Consider the following 19,119-nt stretch of genomic DNA (forward strand, 5'->3'; position numbering starts at 1 on the left):
CCTGCTCAGCAAGCTCTACGAACGAACCAGCATCATCATCACCACCAACCTGAGCTTCGCTGAGTGGGCCAGTGTGTTCGGCGATGCAAAGATGACGACGGCGCTGCTCGACCGGCTCACGCACCACTGCCACATTGTAGAAACAGGCAACGATAGCTATCGTTTCAGAAACAGCACGACACAGCCAAAGAAGGAGAGAAAGAAGACCCAGACACCCACCGAATAACCCGCAAAGCTGGTCCAACGGGTGGGTCAGAATTCAATGCAAATCCCGGGTCAGGATTCCGTGCAAATCAACAGCTCAGTACCTCATTGTGACATCGCCTGTCGTGTAGAAAGTCCGGGGTTGGGATGTATTTCCGCTGTTCCTGCACATCAAGGCGAACATCGAACGCTGGTGTGCTTAGATCTTGATCTACATGAAAATAAACAAACTCTGACTGGTCCAAAACAAGCTTGATCTCGTCGAGCATGGTGTGATAGAAACCGCTGCGCATATAAAGGCTGACGAGCTCCTCTGCTGCAATGAACAGGATCGATAAGGCCTGTTCCTGCTCCTCAAGTGTTCCCACGTTCGTTCCTCCGCTCCAACCGCGAGCGCAGACCAGTTCCATGAGGTACTTAATTCCCCTGCGGGAATTCATTGCATAGGATCGCCAAAGTTCTTCGTCATCGTCGGACATGTTGCCGCGCTGGAAGACGTTGTGCGCTAAGCCGTATTGCTCATACTGCTGAATTAAAAACGCAATGAACTCGAGATGATCAACCTTGGGAAGATAAGCTTGGAGCAACTGATCATATGACTCGAACTGTGCGTTGACTATTCGCGTTACTTGTGCGATGTCTGTGTAAGTCCCAGATGCATATTGCTCAAACAAACGTGCTTTGACGTGACGGTAGACGAAAGCTTCACAGGCTTCGCTCGGGCGAAAGATGGGAACTCCGCCAATTTCGCGTGCTTCTAGCATACGAGGGGGAATGGTAGATGTTGTCACGTCTGGTCTGATATTAATTTTCGATGATAGGAGTCGTGCGGTCGACACGAGAGGCTTATTGCCAGCTATCAGCGACCGTCTGTTGCCAATCCTTGAACCGTTCCTGTCAGCGAGGATCCGCTTGTTCAGACACGTCGTGGCGCGACCGCTTTGATCTGGCTTGCTGAGGTTTCATATGCTCGCTGGGCTCTTTCGCCTCTGAAGTCGGCACTACCGGTGAGGCCGACGGCACCGGGCTACCGGTGAAGAACGACTTCCATCCGACGGCGAATGACTGAATTTGAGATGGCGTGGTCTGGGTCAGTTGAGCTAGCCCAAGCAATCCAATCAATACACCGAAGATTGCGAACCGCCTTTGCAGTTTCGTTTCAAAGGCGGATTCCGCTGCCGTACGCTGCATCCGACTAATCTCGGCGATTCGGCCTAGTTGGTCAACTAATTCCCGGCAAAGCGGCCCAAGAAGCAATCGGTCGCGAATCGCCGCGTACAGCGGACCAACTTCGGTGGTTGCGACGCGAGCCGGTGCTTCGAAATAGTAGCTGGCCAAAAAACGGGAGATCTCAGCGTGCATCGGTTCTGCGCGAATCTCGAGCGAGCCGTTTCGGCATGTTTCTGCAAGATCGTTGATCGCTTCTTCCAGAACGCGGTGATATGCCAAGCCAAGCATGTAGGCCGCTAAGGCGCGTCCAGCGCGGTCACCACCCGGCTCCGATGAAAACACAATCATGCCTTTCGCATCAACCGCTGCTTTCAGGCGACCGATATCTAGATAGCAATCCTCCGTCAGCGTAGCGGAGCCACGCAGGAACATGGATATTTCACCAATCGTTGTTTCGAACGCGTTGTTCGACCAGACGAAGCGTCCAACTTCTTCGACACGAGAATCAGGTTCGGCAAATTGGTTGGCGCGTCGCCAGGCAGCCCCAACAGCGCCGTCTGTCGGATTGTCTATCGGACAGAAACAGAAAACGATTGCACGATCTGCGCCTGAAAAAAAACGGATTATTGTCGGCTCGTGTCCGCCTATGCGAGTGCTTGCCATTGTTGAGCTGTGGACGGGCCGCAAAAAATACTTCCCTTCAAGGGAGGCATTCAGTTTCAACGTCTTGAGCGGTTGATCTAGCAGATATACGACGCCTTGCACTCTAATCTCCGGGAAGGGCGCCGAGGAGGGCGCACTTTATTTGGCTGTTTCCCAGTTATTTACGGCAAAATGCTTAACATTCTGAAGACCCACAAGTGGGTTGACGTGGAGGTCTTGCGAGTTCCTCATAACTTGTCGAACGCTGTCTCGACAGTTACCATTTTTCTGAAAAAATCTTCTGGTGTGCGGAGAGGGGGCCACTGGACGAGTGCCAACCATACTTCTGTAGGTGTTTCATCCTTTGCGCAATCGGCCGACTCGACCGTATTCATGTGCGAATAGTGCAGTTGTCTGATCTTGCTGCAGGCTGTTCCTCTGTTGAACCTAGTTAAGCTGATGATCTAGCTCGGAAATCCCCGTTAGATCCATCGGATAGAGCGCCGGTGTGTAAGGGTGACGTGAAAACTGTCACTGTTACTTGTCGGATTTTCCGGTGGTCGCCGCCGTGACGGTCGTGGGCTGCTCGCTTGTCGTTGTCTTGAAGGCCGATTCTCTGGGCCTTGGGCGCACTTTCAATCAAGGGAGGGCGATCAGGGGCGATCAGCAGCAACGTGTGGTAAGCAAGGACGAGAAATCGGGCAAGTTCGGTTACTGTTGACCCGACGGCAGGTGCTGTTGCAGGAAATGACGCTTCAGCGTGCCGTTACGAGATTGAGATTGGTCGAGCGCGGTCTCGAAGAAAAATTTCAGTCCGGTTATGCGAGTACTTTTGATAGAACAGGGGATGCGTGTGGTGTTCCGCAAGGAAAGCCTATGAAATCACAACGGGAACACACCTCTCGCTGAGAATAAAAATGCAGCTGCCGCGTAGTCAAGCGTGCACAAAGCGTTCATTGTAATTGCGTCGCGTAATTCTGTATCTACGCAGATTTGGTCCAACACCTTGTCGAGCGCGAGCATGTGTTGTTGGTCGGCATCGGAATGCATATAGAGCGTCCGCATCGAAGCGAAAGGAAAGTCGTTTGCTAGCCGCATAGCATCTAACGCCGCCCGGTTGGGCGGATTCCCTTCCATTGCCGCAATGTAGCCCAGCACGACAAGGGGATTGTAATGGTGTATCCAATAGTATTGCATTCCAACTAGAGAAGCTACTGGGACCGATGGCAAATACTTTTCCACTTCCTGCCTCTCCACCCCCAGCGCCGCTAGGTCATCGATCAGCCAATCGTCGTGCCCGGTCTCTTCGTCTATGTGCGTGATGAGATAACTCAGCACAAGGTCGTCACTTCCGGACCGATGGGTTTTTTGGATACATGCGGCCGCAGCCTTCATGACCGGCACCGATGCCCGAATAAGTCCATGCAGGACCATCAGATAGTTGGCGAAAACGCGCTCAGGTGCGTTTCCCGAAAATAGATGCGCTGTCGTCTGGGCCAGAAAGGGATAGCCCAAAGCCAATTTTTTTCGCAGAATGGGGCTAAACATGCAAGAAGCGTTCATGTAGGGGCTCCTAGTTGCGGCTGTCTACAAGCGCAGTCAGGATGGCATCATCAGAGATTTCGCCATGGGCTGCCAAGTCTTGTATTTCCCAGCACAAGTCGCAAATACTTTTAAAACGTTTGTTCTTCAGGCTAGTAAATTTCGGATGATATACGAGAGGGCCTACACCAACTCGCCTCATTGCACTAAAGAGCGGATCTAATTCGAACTCATCTAGTGCGCTATTGGCTTCCTGGCTAGTCTTGCAGTGTCGCCGCAGTCGCGAGGGGCCTTGTCCAGTAACGACTTGCTCGTTACAACAGGCAAGCACTTGTCCATCGTATCTTATCAACGGACTGCTCAGAAGACGACAAGCGCCGAACGTTTCTGCGTTGTGCAGACGGTCGAATCTGAAATGCGCCGCGCCCCGACCATACGGAAGGGGTCTCGATGAGACTACTTCGCTATATAGAGCATAATCGTTGCCAAAAGCACATTCTAAAAGTCGGTGGGCGTTTGCGTTCATATCTTCAAAGCCTAGCACTTGAACAATGATCCAACATCCTGAATCGGCGACGGCCCGAGCCGCGCGAACAAACGCTTGATCTGTTAGGCGCTCGTTATGAAAAGCGTCAGTGCTCAGGAATACTGTGTTGACCTTTTGTAACTGCGACAGGATCCATCGCGGAACAGTGTTGCTTGCCCATACTCCGCTCGTGAAAACGACAATCTGCTTCCGATGCCGATCCAAGCACTCTATGGCATACGAAATCGCACGACGTTCAACAAACGGCTCGCCTCCCGTAATGGCTACCAGCTGTAGGCCATTTCTATTGGCGAGTGTTTCCACCATCTGTGCGAATTTTGCGAAATCTTGAATAGTCGGACTGTCTTTGCGCGAGTCGACAGAGCAGTGTGAGCATCCGACTGGACAGCGATCCGTCAGAAACAGCCCTGCCGCACGACCTTCAGTTTGACGCGCTGTGTCAATGTTGGCTGCCGTTAGTAATGGCTCACGCAGTCCCACGTCTGAACCGTTCATAGGTACTCCCTAGCCAGTCTTCGTACCCTGCTAGTGTGAAATTACCGGGGTCGATCCGATTGGAGTCGACCATTAACTCCAGAGCGGCCGAAAATGGTTTGCCCATTAGGTTCCGAGCGCGACCCGTCAGCGTGGGATCGCTCGAGAGTCCTTGACACGTTTCGCAGTAAGTCGTCTCTCCACTAAGGGGGGCCGCGAAAGCGAGTGTGTGCGGGCCATAGACGCGAATTGCTCGAATCGTTGCACTGCTCGAAAAGGCTGCACAGACGTCAGACCAAGAATTGTATGCCGCATGCCCGACTTGGAGGTGAGCTGGAATGGGCCCGTTCACGACATCCTGATTGCAGCACGCCGCGATCGCGCCCGAGTAGGTGACGACCGGCCACGATGCCATGCCGCAACCACCGCTGTCCGACGGGCAACTTTTGGACGTCGGCCGCATCCATGCGGCTGCGCGCCCAACGGGCGACAGCTTGCCGACAAATACGGGCACTTCCCCGCCAAAATGCGCCTTGACATCAGTTAGTAGTTCGCGCAGGTATATTGAGGCCGGATCATCCGTAACCGTCTGAAAGTGAACGAATTTTCCTTGATTCAATAACCAATGCACTGCGCGGAACACAGAAGCGCGAGAAACTTCTCTTTCATGAAATTCGTCGATGCTAGCTGTCACGATGTCCACTTCGGTCAACGCCGTTTGAATCAAGCGGGGCACCGATGGAGACCTCGCAAAGAACATCCCCGTCGCAACACAAACGGTGCATCCGGCACTCCGAGCATGGTGCGAAAGCTGGGAAACAAGCTTAGGCCGAAGCAGCGGCTCTCCGCCAGTCAAAAGAATGAAGTCCGGCCTGCATTCTGGGGTCATCGTCTCAACGAAGGTCTTAAACATCTGAGCAGAATGTTCTTCGCTTTCGTTTGAAGACTCAGAGAGGCAGTGAGCGCAGGACAATGGGCACCGTCGCGTGATCGCTAAATATGCCCCGCGACATGGGACGGTGCGCGCGCTAAGAATATCGACGAGATTCATACTGTTTTAAAATATTATATTTCCGTCCTGCAATGTCCCGACTGTACCTTGAGCTTTATTTTTGATGCTCTCGAGTGCTTTGATCTCCTCGGGTGTCAAGCTTTCAATCAATTTCCGTTCATCAGGGCCCATTGCTTTTACTTGGTCATCGGTGACGAGGCCGGATTTCTTTAGTTGATCGATTGTTGCATCCATGATGTACTCCGTATGAACTGCGTTCATTTTGAAATGCCATCCGTTCGTCGGATAGTTGCGCTACTTAATTGAAAGCGAACCATTCTGCGTAAGGTAATCTGGTTACGGACTGCATAAAATACCGCTCACTACGTCTCCCGCAGAAATTACTGTACTGATGGCGCTTTTAACGAAGTCGGGAACCATACTTAAAGATGCAATAAACTGTAAGACACTCTTCGTTCTTTGCCAGTCCGTGCAAAAATTACCCGCGAGGGTACTTGTTGTGGACGCCGTGCCCGCACCCGTAGATTGAGTGGTAGGCGTAAATGCTTTAAAGGCATCCTCTAGTTCTTTGCGTTTTGCTTCCGTTATGAACTCAGTCATTCTTTGTCTCCTAGAGGCATCAGCGGTTGCTCGGTAGAAATTTGTCCTTACTCAAGCACTTCCCCCCGTTGCGTATTCACACTAGAGCACACCGCATAATTGTCAAGGCGAATTGCGTCAGCCGGCGAAACGCGAGCGGGTAATTGTCCGATTTAACCCGTTGCAAACGACACTAGCTTGAGCGGCAGCTGCGAGAGGGGGTGCGCTTAGGTAATATTATTATCATGCATATCTGCAGGGTGGTTGCGCGCCGGGCTCTTGGTTGAACTTGCCAAAAAGAGAAGTTGCGGTGGCGGAAATTTCGTCTACGCTAGTTTTCTGTGCGCTGTGTGGGGGCTTTTACTTATTCTTCGCTGCGTACGATCGTGAAAAGCGCGGGTGATAGATGCAAAAATTAGGTTAGGGAAGGTGTTTTATTAGTTGCTGCGCTTTGTGTTTGCTTTATTTTGTAATTTTGTCGGTTTATCGCGCTCGCTTTCAGATTATAACTGTCAGCCAAGGAGGGCAATATGTCCTGCAGCTGTGGGTCAGGATTTAGTCGGCTTCGCCCAATCACTCAAACAGACTTTCAAAGCATGCATAGCCGAGCAGTCGCGAGAATTCCGCAAGCGTTTCCTGGAGCATCACTCGGCAGTCCAAGTTTAGGAGTATGCGTGACACCGGACGGTCAATTATTATATGCATGCTTTTTAGGTGTGCCGAGCGGGACTAGTAACAGCTGGCAGGTTTTTATGCACTTAGACGTCGATCATCACGACGGTGTGGTCAAGTTTGAAAATGCCGCTGCGTCCAAGGAGTTTACGGTCAACGGAATATTTTTTGATTCAACCAATACCGTCGTCACTAATGCTGGCTATGCGCTACAGTATGCGTCACAGACCTCACATAATCGCATCGGACGCGTAAAAAATTTAACTGTAAATGTCGCGCCGAATAGCAGCTGTTTGGAAGACTGTATTAGAAGGCACGCGCCAAAGTGCGTAGGAGCATGTCTTGACGACCCGACCGGATGGACCTGCATTTTGTGCGCGGGCGGAGTGGTCGCTTGCTGCGCGATAAATTGTCATTGTTAAATTGAAGGCGTCCTTTGGATCCGTCGTGTTGTCAATTGAGCGTTATTTTCGATGGTCGGCGCTTTTATACTGCCATTACTAGATGAACGCGTCGCGGCGAGTGAGGTATGGTCCATGTCGCTGATTTATCGGCTGATCAACGTGACAGCCGGCTACCTACGCGGTGTGTTGGAGGCGCTTGACGTGGCCTCGAAGGATACTTGAGATGGCGACGCCGACAAACTTTGATGCTGAGGCTGCGCTTTGGGCGGCTCTCCCAAAGGATCTCCGCCTTGATGCCGACGCGAAGCAAGGGTTGAGTGACATCATTGCTGAAGCCGCACCGGAGCTTCAAAGAGAGCCGCATCGGCTTGCGGAAGCCCAGCGGGCAATGCGGCTCCTCGCAGAAAATCTCGAGAGTCAACGCGCATTTTCCGGAGGAACGATAAATGAGCAGCAGATTGCCCTCGCGCTGCGAGATCTTTGTCCGATATTTCCCATCTGTCGTTAGGAGAGCGCGATGCCCCTTGATGACCAGACTAAAGAAGCTTTCGCATCCGTTATCGACCTTACGAAGCAGTTGATTACCCTCGGAACGGGGGTGTTGACGCTCGAAGTGTCGTTTGCTAGCGGCATACTTAGTAGGGCTGCCATTCCGAAGCTCTGGCAGCTCCAGTGGGCATGGGGCTTACTTCTCATCTCTGTGAGTGCCGGAATTTGGGCCTTTATGGCGGTAACGGGCACGCTTTCTTCTGAAAAGAAACTGGCCCCAAGTACCGTATTCGAGAACAACATCCGTATTCCGTCGTTTGTCCAGGTCTTTTGCTTTGCTTTGGGCATGGCCTCTACCATGTGGTATGGACTGGAAGTCCTTCGTTAGGCCCTGCGACAGAATCTTAATAAGCTATTGCCCTGGCTCGAAATCTCCCGGTCGATCAAGGGGATAGTGATGTGGTGGGTAAGGGTGACGTGAAAACTGTCACTGTTGCTCGTCGGATTTTGCGCTGGTCGCCGGCGTGCTGGTCGTGGTCGCTTGCTTGCCGTTGCCTCGAAGGTCGATCTGCTGGACCCTGGACGCACTTTCAACGAATGGAGTGCGATCATGGTCGATCAGAAGCAAGGTGTGGTGAGCAAGGACGATAAAGCGGGCAAGCCTGTCGCCGATGTGAAGGCAAATGCCGGTACTGCGACGGCGAACGATACCGCAGCGAAGGTGGCACCAGCTACGCCGACGAAGATGGAACTGGCGACGGAAATCTACAAGCGGATGCGTTCCGTCAAGGACGTGACGCGGAAAGACATCATCGAGAGGTTCATCTCCGAAGTGAAGCTGACGAAGGCGGGAGCGAGCACTTACTACCAGATGATCAAAGACAAGCACGAGCCGATGGGTAAGAAGTGACGGCCGGATTGCAGGAACAGAGGGCTCCTTCGGGAGCTTTTTTTTCGTCTGACGAAAAGGGCAATTAGTGAATTCGTCGAAATATTCACACACAGTGAACATTTGCATTGCGCGTGTTGATTTTTCGTGGTCTACTGCTTCTCGCAGGCTAGGCGTATCGCCTAGGTGAGCAGTGGCATTTTCCCATCACGTCGAGGAATCAGTTGTGCATTTGCCCGTCCGGCAGAACGCGGAATGGGCGGCTCTAGCGTCCAGGGTTAGAGAGGTATCGGTGCGCGGGTCGGGTACGGCCGCGTCGAGGAAGCCGAAACGCCGTTCCGTTGTGGGACGACCGATGGGACTTCCTTTAGCCGAAGGGACTGGTGTTGGGCTTGCGCGTCGGTTGGCTCCTTTCGATTCATTCGCCGTGAGGAACGTTGGACTACGCCGATACGGGACAGCGGCGGTGGCGCCGCGTTCTGGGAGCTGCGAAATGCAGAAAGATGCTTTAACAGTAGCAATCGCGACGCTGCAAAAGCTGCGCGAGATCTATCACAGCCAACTCGACGCTAGTGTACTGGCGGAACTCGATGATGTACTCGAATTGCTGAAACAGCAGTTCGAACGCCTCGAAATTGTTCGGCGTGGAGAACTCGAAGACCGAGTTTTTCGCATCTTCGCAATGGTCTTGAGGATCGTGACTAACATCACGGATCTGATGGATCGTTGGCAGTAAAGCCAAGTCACGGCAAGCCCCACAGTTGATTGGGTGAGCACTATGAACATGGGTCAGGCTATCAAGATGTGTCGGACTCGTAGGTCGTTGTCACAGGCTGAATTAGCTGGACTTGCGGGTTGTTCGATTTCTTACCTTTCCATGCTGGAAAGCAATCAGAGGGATCCGTCGCTATCCACTTTGAAAAGTATTGCCGGAGCGTTACGCATCCCGACGGAGATTCTATTCTTTTTGGGATCAGACCGAGAGGAACTTGCCGGTATGGACAAAGAACTCTCCGGTCAGCTCGCCCGCGCGGCGTTGGAGATACTGAGTGATACACATGAACCGGTTAGAGGTTCCTAGGTACACGGCTGCTCCCATAGAAAGTATGGCGGCATTGTCGCGAGCGCTGGGTGTAACAGCCGAGCACCTCGTTGCAGTTGCCGCCAAAGCTTCCTCTCTTTACCGCGTCGCGGACAAGATTGAAAAAGCTGACGGTACCTTTCGCGAAACGTTTGATGCGAAGCCGGTGTTGAAGGACATTCATCGGCGGATCAAGCGGGCCATTCTCGATCGGGTAAGGTTTCCAACCTACCTGACTGGCAGCGTGAAGGGGCAGGACTATCGCACGAACGCGCTGCTGCATCGCAATTCAAAGATCCTGATTAGCGAAGATATACAAGGATTTTTTCCTTCGACCACGCAGCATCTTGTGCAGGAGGTCTGGTCGCAGTTCTTCGGTTTTTCGGCCGACGTGGCGCAGTGCCTAACTGCTCTTTGCATCAAAGATGGCGCTCTCCCGCAAGGGGCCATCACAAGTCCGCATGTCGCGAATCTCGTCTTTTGGCGCGTCGAGCCAGCGATACGTGCGGAGATGGCGTCTCGAGGATTACGATACTCGCGATATGTCGATGATGTTTGTGTTTCTTCCAGCGCTGGCATTGCTCATGCCGATAAGCAGTCAGTGATTGCGGTCGTGTACGCAATGCTGGCACGCCACGGCTATTCGGCCAAGCGGTCGAAACACAAAATCCAGACGGCGAGCGGCCGCATCACAGCAACGAAGCTTGGTGTCAATGGGGATCCCAGCCTGTCAGGTCAGCAGCGAGGACAGATTCGCGCTGCCGTACACAAGCTCGAACTGACATTCGCGGCTGGCGCTTTTTCGGAGGCGCGAGCGCTTTTACCCTCCGTCACAGGTCGGGTCAGTATGCTTGCACGTTTCCACCCTACGGACGGGCTCGCACTGAAGCGACGCATCGATTCCGTGCGCGAGCAATTGCTGTTGGTTCCGATGGTCACTAAAGGAGCGGGCGTGACAGACAAGGCGCTTCACGTCAGTGTTGGCGACATTTCAACTGTTCCGTGGTGACTTCGTAGTTTCAGAAATCAAGATGCACCGGCTTATACAACCTGACCTCGCGGTCCATCGGTATAAGCATCATCAGATCGGTACAGTATCGGTGTGATATGCCGTTGTCCTTACGCTTGCAAGGTACGTAGCATAGTCAATAGCGTTATTAAGTGGCATGTCGATAACGTAGGCAGGTCTTACCCGTACCCCGTTTGCCGACGCACCGACCACACCATTTCTTCTTCTGGGGGGCGGGCTTATCTGACGTAGCGAGAGCGAGGGCGTTATTGATGTCAGTAAATTAATATCTAGTGTTGCTGCAAGTTGCGCGAAGCTGTCTCTACGGCATCCGCAAGCTCAGTCCTGATCGCTGACCAGCGATCTAACATAGCATCTTCATCCTCCAGTCTATGAAACCATAGACCAGTTTCGTACTTTGCTGTTTCAGCGTGAAGCGCGTAGACCAGCGGCCGCAGCTCAGGAAAATGCAATAGAGCAATGCTAAATGCCGCGCTGGTGGCGCTTGCGGCCGAGTCCTTCGGTGGCGGCGGCAAGATTTGATCTCCTGTCTGAGATTGGATCCCGGCATCGGCAAGACGCTCTCGGGCCAAATCTACCGCTAGCCAAAGCTCTCCCAACTTTAACGCTTTGATTTCGCGCTGCTTTGATAGCCACTCTGTTTGTTGTTTTTTAGCTTCCCGAGTGTCTTCGCGAACAGCTTTTTTAGCCTCAGCACGCGCAAGAAAAAACTGAGTCACTATTGTCGTAACGACTGCAGCAGCGATAGTCGTCAGACCAGTAGCCAATACAACGTAGACTGAATCAGGTAGGTTATTCATATTTCACAAATTGCGGTTCTCGAAACTACATCACCCGTTCTTCATCGAGATAGGCTGAGGCGGTTGTCAAATAAAATCCGCTGTGATTGTTGTGGATTTCTGCGTCCGTGTCGAGCGAAGGCTACTGGTCCGCATTTAGCCGCTACAAGGCTGAGGGAGGACTGATTGTCGGAGGGTGCCGCGTAGATTATTAGCTTCTGACTTGATGTGCTGGGGTGAAAACTGGCGTCGCCGTCAAACCCGCATGACACGTGGTTTCCAGTGGTGCCTCCCGGAAACCCGCGTCTAAAACCCGCATGAATAGTGGGTTTGCTCAAGCCGTTGCAGCTTGGGAAGCTAGGGTATTACCATTATACGACGCCCGCAGAGCGCATGATTCTACTCGGGAAGGGGTGGGTAGCGCAAATCGCGCTGCTGCCACCCCTGTCTACAAGGCGCACGGAGCGCCGTTCAGATCACGAAGTAGGTCAACTGAACGGCCGCACGCGTCACCACCATCAGCAGCACCTGCACGATCACGAACAGCAGAATCGGCGAAAGGTCGATGCCGCCGAGTTGCGGCACCACGCGGCGCAGCGGATTCAGGAACGGTGCGGTCAACTGGTACAAAATCGGCATGGCCGGCGAGCGCGGATTGAGCCACGATAGCAGCGCCATCAGGATTGTCATCCAGATGATCAGATTCAGCGCCCACTTGATGAGCGTCAGCACAGCAACGATCAGCAAGGTCGGCACGAGGGTCAGCGGATCGGCGCCCGTGAGCACCACCATCAGCACCACATAAACGATTGCCGCGAGCAGCGCCGCGACCAGGCTCGCCCAGTCGATGTTGCGGGTACTGTGCAGGATGTGCCGCAAGGGCAGCACGATCCAGTTGGTGGCGTGCAGCACGGCGTTCGAGACGGGGTTGTACGGCGGCAGGCGTACGACCTGCAGCCATGCGCGCAACAGCAACGCGGCGCCGAACAGCGTAAAGACGGTATTGAGCAGAAAACGGGCGATATCGCCAAACATCTCGTGTCCTTATCCTTCGGATGGCGGCCGTCGATCGGCCGCGGGGTGCCGGCGCTGACCGATCGGTGCGCCGGCGGTTTCATTTGGAATGCCTGCGCCGTTCCCGCGGGAGGGCGCGCTACGCGTCAAAGTGGGGACGCGGTGGATCAATTTCCAGATGTTCGAGGCAGCCTGATCGGCGAACTGCGTGCCGCCAAGCTGCACCCAGCCACGCGACATCACACAGAAATCTTGATTTCGCTGATCAGAATCGTGCCGTTGCCACCGTCGGTGTAATTCGGGATGTCGGCAACCAACTGCTCCGAAGCCGGCTTGAAGACCTTGTAGAAGTCGTCCGCGCTATCGAACACGAAGTGACCTGCGGCGACATACGGCGGCGGCGTTCCCGGCGGCCCGGCGTTGATGCCGACATCGACCGACCAGCCTTTCAGCGAGGGCCCGAACAGCCTGGCCGCGAGCGGCATGTGTGTGACGCAGTAATAGTCCACGTCGAAGTGGCCGTTTTCCCGATACGGATAGAGGATGCTGACCTTGATCATTGTGCGTTCTCGTCTGTTGGTCCCGAAGCGCGGCGCTGGCGGATTGCGCGCGGCGCCGGACGTCACATTATCACGCCTTACTTGACGCTTGCACCTGCTGCGGCCTGATTCAGCGACCGGTTGAGCGATTCTTCCACCGCCTCGGCAATCGCCTCGATCGCGGCGGGCGGTTTGGCGCGGCGTTCGGCGAGTCCGACCGCGCGCCGCGACAGCAAACCGTACAGCGCGGCATGGTCGCCGCCAAGGCCTTCCAGCAACGCCAACTGCTTCTCCACCACGCCCGTATCGCCGCGCGACACGGGGCCGGCGAGCGCGTTAGGCAGGCCCTTGTCGCGCGCGGTTTCGATGGTGCCGGAGAGCATCGGCAGCAGCGCGCGCAGCGCGTCGTCTTCGGCAAAGCCCAGCGTGCGCCAGAGTGCGACGCATTCAGCGAGGCTGCACAGCGCGAAGCTGGCGGCGTAATGCGCGGCGGCGTGGTACAGCATGCGGCCGCCCGCTGGAATCGACAGCGGATGGCAGCGCAGGGCGATGGCCAGTGCCGTCAGCGCGTCCTTGAGCGCGCCGCCGGCCTCGATCGTCACTGAGCAACCGGCGATCCGTTCGAGGTCGGCGAGATCGCCACTAAAGAGGTACAGTGGGTGAAAGCCGCCGATCGAGGCGCCCTGGTCGCGCGCCGTGGCCAGCAATTCCACCGGCGAGGCGCCGCTGCAATGCACGAGCGCTTTGCCGTGCGGGCCGCCTGCCGCTTCCGCCGCGAACCGCAGTGTGTGCGCTGTCGTACCGATGCTGTCGTCGGGAACGGCTAAAAAGATGACATCGGCTGCGTCGGCGACCTGTTGTGGATCGTCGAACGCCGCGCAATACTCGATTTGACTGGCGAGCTGGCTGGCCGAGGCCGCCGTGCGGCTCGCCACCGCCGTGACGGGGTAGCCGGCGCGTGAAAAGCTCAGCGCGAGACAGCGCGCGAGCCGGCCCGCACCGATGAAGCCGAGGCGCGGCAGAGAGGGCTGGGACATGGTTGCCTGCTCCAGACGGGATACTTGAACGGGAAAGCAGAAGTATCGCGCATCCGCCCGGCGCTGGCGTGTCCCGGTGCCGGCATTCCTCTGATCAGTGCGCGTGCGATATGAGCGCTCCGGTCGGTCATCCGGGCACGCGCGCCCCGCGGGTCCGAAAACTGCTCACAATTTCTTCTTGAGCCGGTTTGGCAGTTGCTGTTCTGGGTTTTTCGTCTCGCAGTTAGATTCGGGAGGTAACGATGAATATTTTTTCTTACCGAAAGCACTTGCGGTTCTTGACGCACTCGCAGCGCCGTCGCTGGTGGGATCAGAAGAAGCGCTTGACGCCACGCGTATGCATCAGCGGCGCGTATGTGCCGCCTAACGTCTCCAGAGAATTCGCCTATGTGAAGGTAGGCTAAAAGACCGTCTGCTCACGAGTAAGGAATGCCCGGCGCGATTGCGCCGGGCATTTTTTATTTGCGCTGTCAGGATTGAAGCTAATTTGTAATCAAAGATTACTGACAAGTGAGTGTCGGAAGCCACAAGAGCCGCAAAGCAGTGGATCGCGTCCGCTCGACCGCTGGCAAACCCTTGGTTCTCAGCCCGTTACACGGCGTGTCCGCGCGGGGCCGCGCCGATGCAAATTCCGACCTATTGCTGCCGATTGCAATTTGCAACAAATGCGAACATCTATGCCCGGTCTTTTTCGATACATTGATTTCATAGCATGCAAGGCATGCGAAGTCGGCGACCTTAGTGGGCCGCGCCAGGAGAATAAAAGTGAAAAAGATCGTTCCGTTTGTTGTTGCCGCCGCACTCGGCGTGGGGTTCGCTACTGCTGCAGAGGCGCACGTTTCCGTCGGTATCGGTATTGGCATTCCGGTCGCGCCCGCGTATCCGGTTTATGCCGCGCCGCCGCCCGTCTATTACGCGCCGCCTCCGCCGGTGGTGTACGCGCCGGGCTATTACGCGCCGCCGGCAGTCGTGGTGGGTGGGTATTACGGTGGCTATGGCCGTCCCTATTATCACCATGGCTACCGTGGTTACTACGGCCACTACGGCCACGGCTACTATCGCCACTAATCGCAGGAAGAGAAAGGGATGTGTTGACGGCGTAACGCCGGCTTGATCGCCGGGTTGCGCCGTTTGTGTTTTTACTGCGACATACCAAAGCATCGGCGAAGCTGGGAGAATGGCTGTTTCGCCACCGCTTCTGGAGAGTTTCGCCGATGCAAGCGCTTCCCGCTCCCACTTTCGACGACGTACTCGACGCCGCTGCGCGTCTTGAAGGTGTCGCCCACCGTACCCCCGTTCTAACCTCGAGCACATTCAATGAGCGCACGGGCGCGTCAGTGTTTTTCAAGTGCGAAAATTTTCAGCGCATGGGCGCCTTCAAGTTTCGCGGCGCCTACAACGCGATTTCGCATTTCGACGCGGAGCAACGCAAAGCAGGCGTGCTGACGTACTCGTCCGGTAACCACGCGCAAGCCATCGCGCTATCGGCGCGCCTTGCCGGGATCCACGCGACGATCGTCATGCCGCACGACGCGCCCGCCGCCAAGGTCGCGGCGACCAAGGGCTACGGCGGCGAAGTGATCAGCTACGACCGCTACACGGAAAATCGTGAAGAGATCGGCCGGCGGCTCGCTGAGGAGCGCGGCATGACGCTGATTCCGCCGTACGACCATCCGCACGTGATCGCGGGGCAGGGCACGGCGGTGAAAGAATTGATCGAAGAAACCGGCCCGCTCGACATGCTGTTTGTTTGCCTCGGCGGCGGTGGGCTGATCGGCGGCAGCGCATTGTCGGCGGCGGCATTGAGCCCGGCGTGTACCGTGATCGGCATCGAGCCCGAAGCGGGCAATGATGGCCAGCAATCGCTCGCGCGCGGCGAGATCGTGCATATCGAGGCACCGCGCACGATCGCTGATGGTGCTGCCTCCACGCATCTCGGCGACTACACGTTCGCGATCATTCAGAAGCTGGTCGCACGGATCGAAACGGTCAGTGACGAGCAGTTGATCGAGACCCTGCGTTTCTTCGCACAGCGCATGAAGATCGTGGTGGAGCCGACGGGCTGCCTCGCAGCGGCTGCCGTGCTCAAAGGCATCGTGCCGGTGAAGGGCAAGCGCGTGGGCGTGGTGGTGAGCGGTGGCAACGTCGATCTGGCGAAGCTGGCGCAGTATCTCGCCTGATAGGCTGCCTGATCGTTGCTTGATGGTTGCCTGATCGTCGCTTGATCGTTTTTAGCCCGCGCTGTGCACGTTGAAATGGATGGAAAACGGGTCGCCCTGGCGACCCGTTTTTTCTAGCTTGCCACCTGGGCGGTCTGCACGATCAGATCGCGATATCCGTTCACGATCACGCTATACGAGAAGTACGCGAACAGCAGCGCCGACAACACGTGGCACGCGCGCAGCAAACCGGTGCCGGCGCGTTTGCGTCCGTGGCTGCCGAGTCCGCAGATAAAGATTGTCCAGCACAAGCCACCCAGGAAGAAACCGCCGAGGAATATCGGTGCAGTCGTCGCGCTGGTAGCGCCGGCTTTCGCAATCAACGCGCCGCCGACTGCCGCGAACCACAGAATCGCCGAAGGCGACGACATCGCCAGCAACACGCCGCGCAAAAAACCGCGCCACGGGGAGAGATGTGGCGCTTTGGCATCCGCTTCTCCGGCAACTGCAGGTGCCGAAGCCGGGAACAGCGCCTCACGCGCCATCTTCCACGTGAGAAACAGCAGGATCGCCGCGCCGCCGATCCACACCACCCAGCGCACCGATTCGAACTGCAGCAGCGCAGCCATTCCCGCGAGCGCGAGCGCCGCGTAAACCAGATCGCCGAAACAGGAACCCAGGCCCAACCAGAAGCCTGGTTTGAAGCCGTGCGACAGCGTCAGCGAAATCATCGCGACGTTGACGAGACCGATATCCAGACACAACGACAACGACAGAAAAAAACCATCTGACATCATTGAAAAGGCATGCATCCGCGCAACTGCTCCATCAGTATTGTTATTCAGACTTGTTCGAGCGCGAGCGATCCGGCGGGTGACGGGATCGCTGCGATGCCGACAGAATCCTAAAAATTCTATGGTGTGATTCGAAGGCTGTTTTTACAGTCCTAACTCATCCCACAAGGTGTCGATGCGCTGTTTGACCGCCTTGTCCATCTCGATCGGGCGGCCCCATTCGCGATCGGTTTCGCCGGGCCATTTGTTGGTCGCGTCGAGTCCCATCTTCGATCCGAGACCCGCTACCGGCGAGGCGAAATCCAGATAGTCGATCGGCGTGCGATCGACCAGCACGGTGTCGCGCGCCGGATCGATGCGCGTGGTGATCGCCCAGATCACTTCTTTCCAGTCGCGGATATTCACGTCCTCGTCGACCACGACGATGAACTTCGTATACATGAATTGCCGCAGGAAGCTCCACACGCCGAACATCACGCGTTTGGCGTGACCGGGGTAGCTCTTCTTCATCTGCACGATCGCCATCCGGTAGCTGCATCCTTCGGGCGGCAGATAGAAATCGGTGATCTCGGTGAACTGCTTCTGCAACAGCGGCACGAACACTTCGTTGAGCGCGACACCGAGCACGGCGGGCTCATCGGGCGGTTTGCCGGTGTAGGTGGAGTGATAGATCGCGTCGCGCCGCATCGTGATGCGCTCGACCGTGAAGACGGGAAACCACTCCTGCTCGTTGTAATAGCCGGTGTGGTCGCCATAGGGCCCTTCCAGCGCATGTTCGTAAGCCGCCGACGCGCCCTTGACCGGACGTGGCGGCGCGCCTGCGGGAGCGGGCGAGGGCGTGCCTTCCTGCGGATAAATGAAGCCTTCCAGAACGATCTCCGCGCGCGCGGGCACCTGCAATCCATCGACGCCCGGCGTGATGCACTTCGCGAGTTCGGTGCGGCCACCGCGCAGCAGCCCGGCGAACTGATATTCGGAGAGCGTGTCGGGCACCGGCGTGACCGCACCGAGGATGGTTGCCGGATCGGCGCCCAACACCACGGCCACGGGATAGGGCTTGCCCGGGTTCTGCAGCGCAAATTCGCGGAAATCGAGGGCGCCCCCGCGATGCGCGAGCCATCGCATGATCAGTTTGTTACGCCCGATCAGTTGCTGGCGATATATGCCTAAATTTTGTCGGCTCTTATTCGGGCCTTTTGTGACGGTCAGACCCCATGTAATCAGGGGCCCTGCATCGCCCGGCCAGCAGGTCTGAATCGGCAGCTTTCCGAGGTCCACGTCATTGCCTTCCCAGACGATTTCCTGGCAGGGCGGCGCGCTCACCGTTTTGGGCGCCATGTCCCAAACCGCCTTCGCGAGCGAGAACAGTTTCCCCGCGTCCTTGAGCCCCTTCGGCGGCTCCGGTTCCTTCAATGCGGAGAGCAGGCGGCCGACGTCGCGCAGCGACTCGAGCGCGGCGCCGTCGCCTTCGCCTTCTTGCGCGTCGATACCCATGCCGAGCGCGACGCGGCGCGGCGTGCCGAACAGATTGCCGAGGACCGGGAACGCGTGCTGCTGCTGGCTCTCAAACAATATCGCCGGACCGCCGGCGCGCAGGACGCGGTCGCACAGTTCGGTCATTTCCAGGACGGGCGAGACGTTTTGCGAGATACGGCGCAGTTCGCCGATCGTCTCAAGACGGCCGACAAAATCGCGCAGGTCTTTGTATTTCATCTGGTGCGGTAGAGGGCCGCGCAAGCGGCAAAAATGAAGGCGCCGCACGGCTTCACGGTGCCAGAACAATTGTCGATTTTACCTGTGTTGGCACGCGCACGTAGATTGGCCAAATGGGCTATCTCGGGAGGACTAATCGAGATAGCTCAAGAGGCGCGCGCCGCGCGGTTTTGGACGGACTGAACACTGTTCATTATTACAATTAGTTATAGATTTTCCTATTCATAGTGTTGACGATCTATAAAACCCTGCATAGAATCCGTCCACATTGGTTGCAGGGCGTGAACCTTTTTACCACTGCCCCCGGTCCCTTTAGACGCAACGCGTCACCGTTTACCGACCCCCTGCA

The 19,119-nt window shown here is 56.1% G+C and carries 22 protein-coding genes; 9 read left to right on the plus strand and 13 right to left on the minus strand.

From position 1 onward, the window contains the following. Positions 1-226 (plus strand): ATP-binding protein (locus HHL24_RS20625; protein WP_169487269.1); only part of this gene is annotated, 226 nt, incomplete at its 5' end. Positions 227-293: 67 nt separating this feature from the next. Here HHL24_RS20625 and HHL24_RS20630 read toward each other — a convergent pair. The 7 genes from HHL24_RS20630 to HHL24_RS20660 form a co-directional block, all read right to left on the minus strand. Further along, positions 294-995, minus strand: a complete 702-nt coding sequence (locus HHL24_RS20630) for a hypothetical protein (RefSeq protein ID WP_169487270.1) — start codon at positions 993-995, stop codon at positions 294-296. Positions 996-1,101: 106 nt separating this feature from the next. After that, complete coding sequence (locus tag HHL24_RS20635) at positions 1,102-2,139, minus strand: hypothetical protein (RefSeq protein ID WP_169487271.1); 1,038 nt, start codon at positions 2,137-2,139, stop codon at positions 1,102-1,104. Between the two features lie 759 nt (positions 2,140-2,898). Beyond that, complete coding sequence (locus tag HHL24_RS20640) at positions 2,899-3,579, minus strand: iron-containing redox enzyme family protein (protein WP_169487272.1); 681 nt, start codon at positions 3,577-3,579, stop codon at positions 2,899-2,901. 10 nt (positions 3,580-3,589) lie between these two features. Beyond that, positions 3,590-4,600 carry a radical SAM protein gene (locus HHL24_RS20645; RefSeq protein ID WP_169487273.1) on the minus strand — a complete coding sequence of 337 codons (1,011 nt, stop codon included), beginning with the start codon at positions 4,598-4,600 and terminating at the stop codon, positions 3,590-3,592. Further along, entirely contained in the window at positions 4,572-5,630 is a 1,059-nt protein-coding gene (locus tag HHL24_RS45085; RefSeq protein ID WP_169487274.1) for a radical SAM protein, read from the minus strand. Before HHL24_RS45085 ends, HHL24_RS20645 begins: the two co-directional genes overlap by 29 nt. Positions 5,631-5,636: 6 nt before the next feature. Further along, positions 5,637-5,825 carry a hypothetical protein gene (locus HHL24_RS20655; protein ID WP_169487275.1) on the minus strand — a complete coding sequence of 63 codons (189 nt, stop codon included), beginning with the start codon at positions 5,823-5,825 and terminating at the stop codon, positions 5,637-5,639. 102 nt (positions 5,826-5,927) lie between these two features. Next, complete coding sequence (locus tag HHL24_RS20660) at positions 5,928-6,191, minus strand: hypothetical protein (RefSeq protein ID WP_169487276.1); 264 nt, start codon at positions 6,189-6,191, stop codon at positions 5,928-5,930. Positions 6,192-7,469: 1,278 nt separating this feature from the next. On the opposite strand from HHL24_RS20660, the gene HHL24_RS20665 reads away from it, so the two are divergent. From HHL24_RS20665 to HHL24_RS20690, 6 genes are all read left to right on the plus strand, one after another. After that, positions 7,470-7,754, plus strand: a complete 285-nt coding sequence (locus HHL24_RS20665; protein WP_169487277.1) for a hypothetical protein — start codon at positions 7,470-7,472, stop codon at positions 7,752-7,754. Between the two features lie 9 nt (positions 7,755-7,763). Next, positions 7,764-8,123 (plus strand): hypothetical protein, encoded by a 360-nt coding sequence (locus HHL24_RS20670; protein ID WP_169487278.1) that lies wholly within the window; start codon positions 7,764-7,766, stop codon positions 8,121-8,123. A gap of 222 nt (positions 8,124-8,345) precedes the next feature. Beyond that, positions 8,346-8,645 carry a hypothetical protein gene (locus HHL24_RS20675; RefSeq protein ID WP_169487279.1) on the plus strand — a complete coding sequence of 100 codons (300 nt, stop codon included), beginning with the start codon at positions 8,346-8,348 and terminating at the stop codon, positions 8,643-8,645. A gap of 472 nt (positions 8,646-9,117) precedes the next feature. Continuing rightward, a complete protein-coding gene (locus HHL24_RS20680) occupies positions 9,118-9,360 on the plus strand; it encodes a hypothetical protein (RefSeq protein WP_169487280.1) in 243 nt (80 codons plus the stop codon). Between the two features lie 48 nt (positions 9,361-9,408). Continuing rightward, a complete protein-coding gene (locus HHL24_RS20685) occupies positions 9,409-9,705 on the plus strand; it encodes a helix-turn-helix domain-containing protein (protein ID WP_267929613.1) in 297 nt (98 codons plus the stop codon). Continuing rightward, positions 9,683-10,714, plus strand: a complete 1,032-nt coding sequence (locus HHL24_RS20690; protein ID WP_169487281.1) for a reverse transcriptase family protein — start codon at positions 9,683-9,685, stop codon at positions 10,712-10,714. The genes HHL24_RS20685 and HHL24_RS20690 overlap by 23 nt, the downstream gene beginning before the upstream one ends. Before the next feature lie 290 nt (positions 10,715-11,004). Here the strand turns inward: HHL24_RS20690 and HHL24_RS20695 are convergent, their stop codons facing one another. The 4 genes from HHL24_RS20695 to HHL24_RS20710 form a co-directional block, all read right to left on the minus strand. Next, positions 11,005-11,535 carry a hypothetical protein gene (locus HHL24_RS20695; RefSeq protein WP_169487282.1) on the minus strand — a complete coding sequence of 177 codons (531 nt, stop codon included), beginning with the start codon at positions 11,533-11,535 and terminating at the stop codon, positions 11,005-11,007. Between the two features lie 450 nt (positions 11,536-11,985). After that, positions 11,986-12,549, minus strand: a complete 564-nt coding sequence (locus HHL24_RS20700; protein ID WP_169487283.1) for a YggT family protein — start codon at positions 12,547-12,549, stop codon at positions 11,986-11,988. 218 nt (positions 12,550-12,767) lie between these two features. Continuing rightward, positions 12,768-13,088 (minus strand): EthD family reductase, encoded by a 321-nt coding sequence (locus HHL24_RS20705; RefSeq protein WP_169487284.1) that lies wholly within the window; start codon positions 13,086-13,088, stop codon positions 12,768-12,770. Positions 13,089-13,165: 77 nt separating this feature from the next. Beyond that, entirely contained in the window at positions 13,166-14,104 is a 939-nt protein-coding gene (locus HHL24_RS20710; RefSeq protein WP_169487285.1) for a Rossmann-like and DUF2520 domain-containing protein, read from the minus strand. Between the two features lie 765 nt (positions 14,105-14,869). Here HHL24_RS20710 and HHL24_RS20715 point away from each other — a divergent pair. Both HHL24_RS20715 and HHL24_RS20720 read left to right on the plus strand, forming a co-directional pair. Next, complete coding sequence (locus tag HHL24_RS20715) at positions 14,870-15,172, plus strand: hypothetical protein (RefSeq protein WP_169487286.1); 303 nt, start codon at positions 14,870-14,872, stop codon at positions 15,170-15,172. Between the two features lie 146 nt (positions 15,173-15,318). Then, entirely contained in the window at positions 15,319-16,284 is a 966-nt protein-coding gene (locus HHL24_RS20720; RefSeq protein ID WP_169487287.1) for a threo-3-hydroxy-L-aspartate ammonia-lyase, read from the plus strand. Positions 16,285-16,397: 113 nt separating this feature from the next. Here HHL24_RS20720 and HHL24_RS20725 read toward each other — a convergent pair whose 3' ends face one another. Continuing rightward, a complete protein-coding gene (locus tag HHL24_RS20725) occupies positions 16,398-17,075 on the minus strand; it encodes a LysE family translocator (protein WP_169487288.1) in 678 nt (225 codons plus the stop codon). Between the two features lie 126 nt (positions 17,076-17,201). Beyond that, positions 17,202-18,770 carry a UbiD family decarboxylase gene (locus HHL24_RS20730; protein ID WP_169487289.1) on the minus strand — a complete coding sequence of 523 codons (1,569 nt, stop codon included), beginning with the start codon at positions 18,768-18,770 and terminating at the stop codon, positions 17,202-17,204. Positions 18,771-19,119 lie beyond the last annotated feature (349 nt).

Origin of the sequence: Paraburkholderia polaris (genome assembly GCF_012927345.1) — a bacterium.
Lineage (GTDB): Bacteria > Pseudomonadota > Gammaproteobacteria > Burkholderiales > Burkholderiaceae > Paraburkholderia > Paraburkholderia polaris.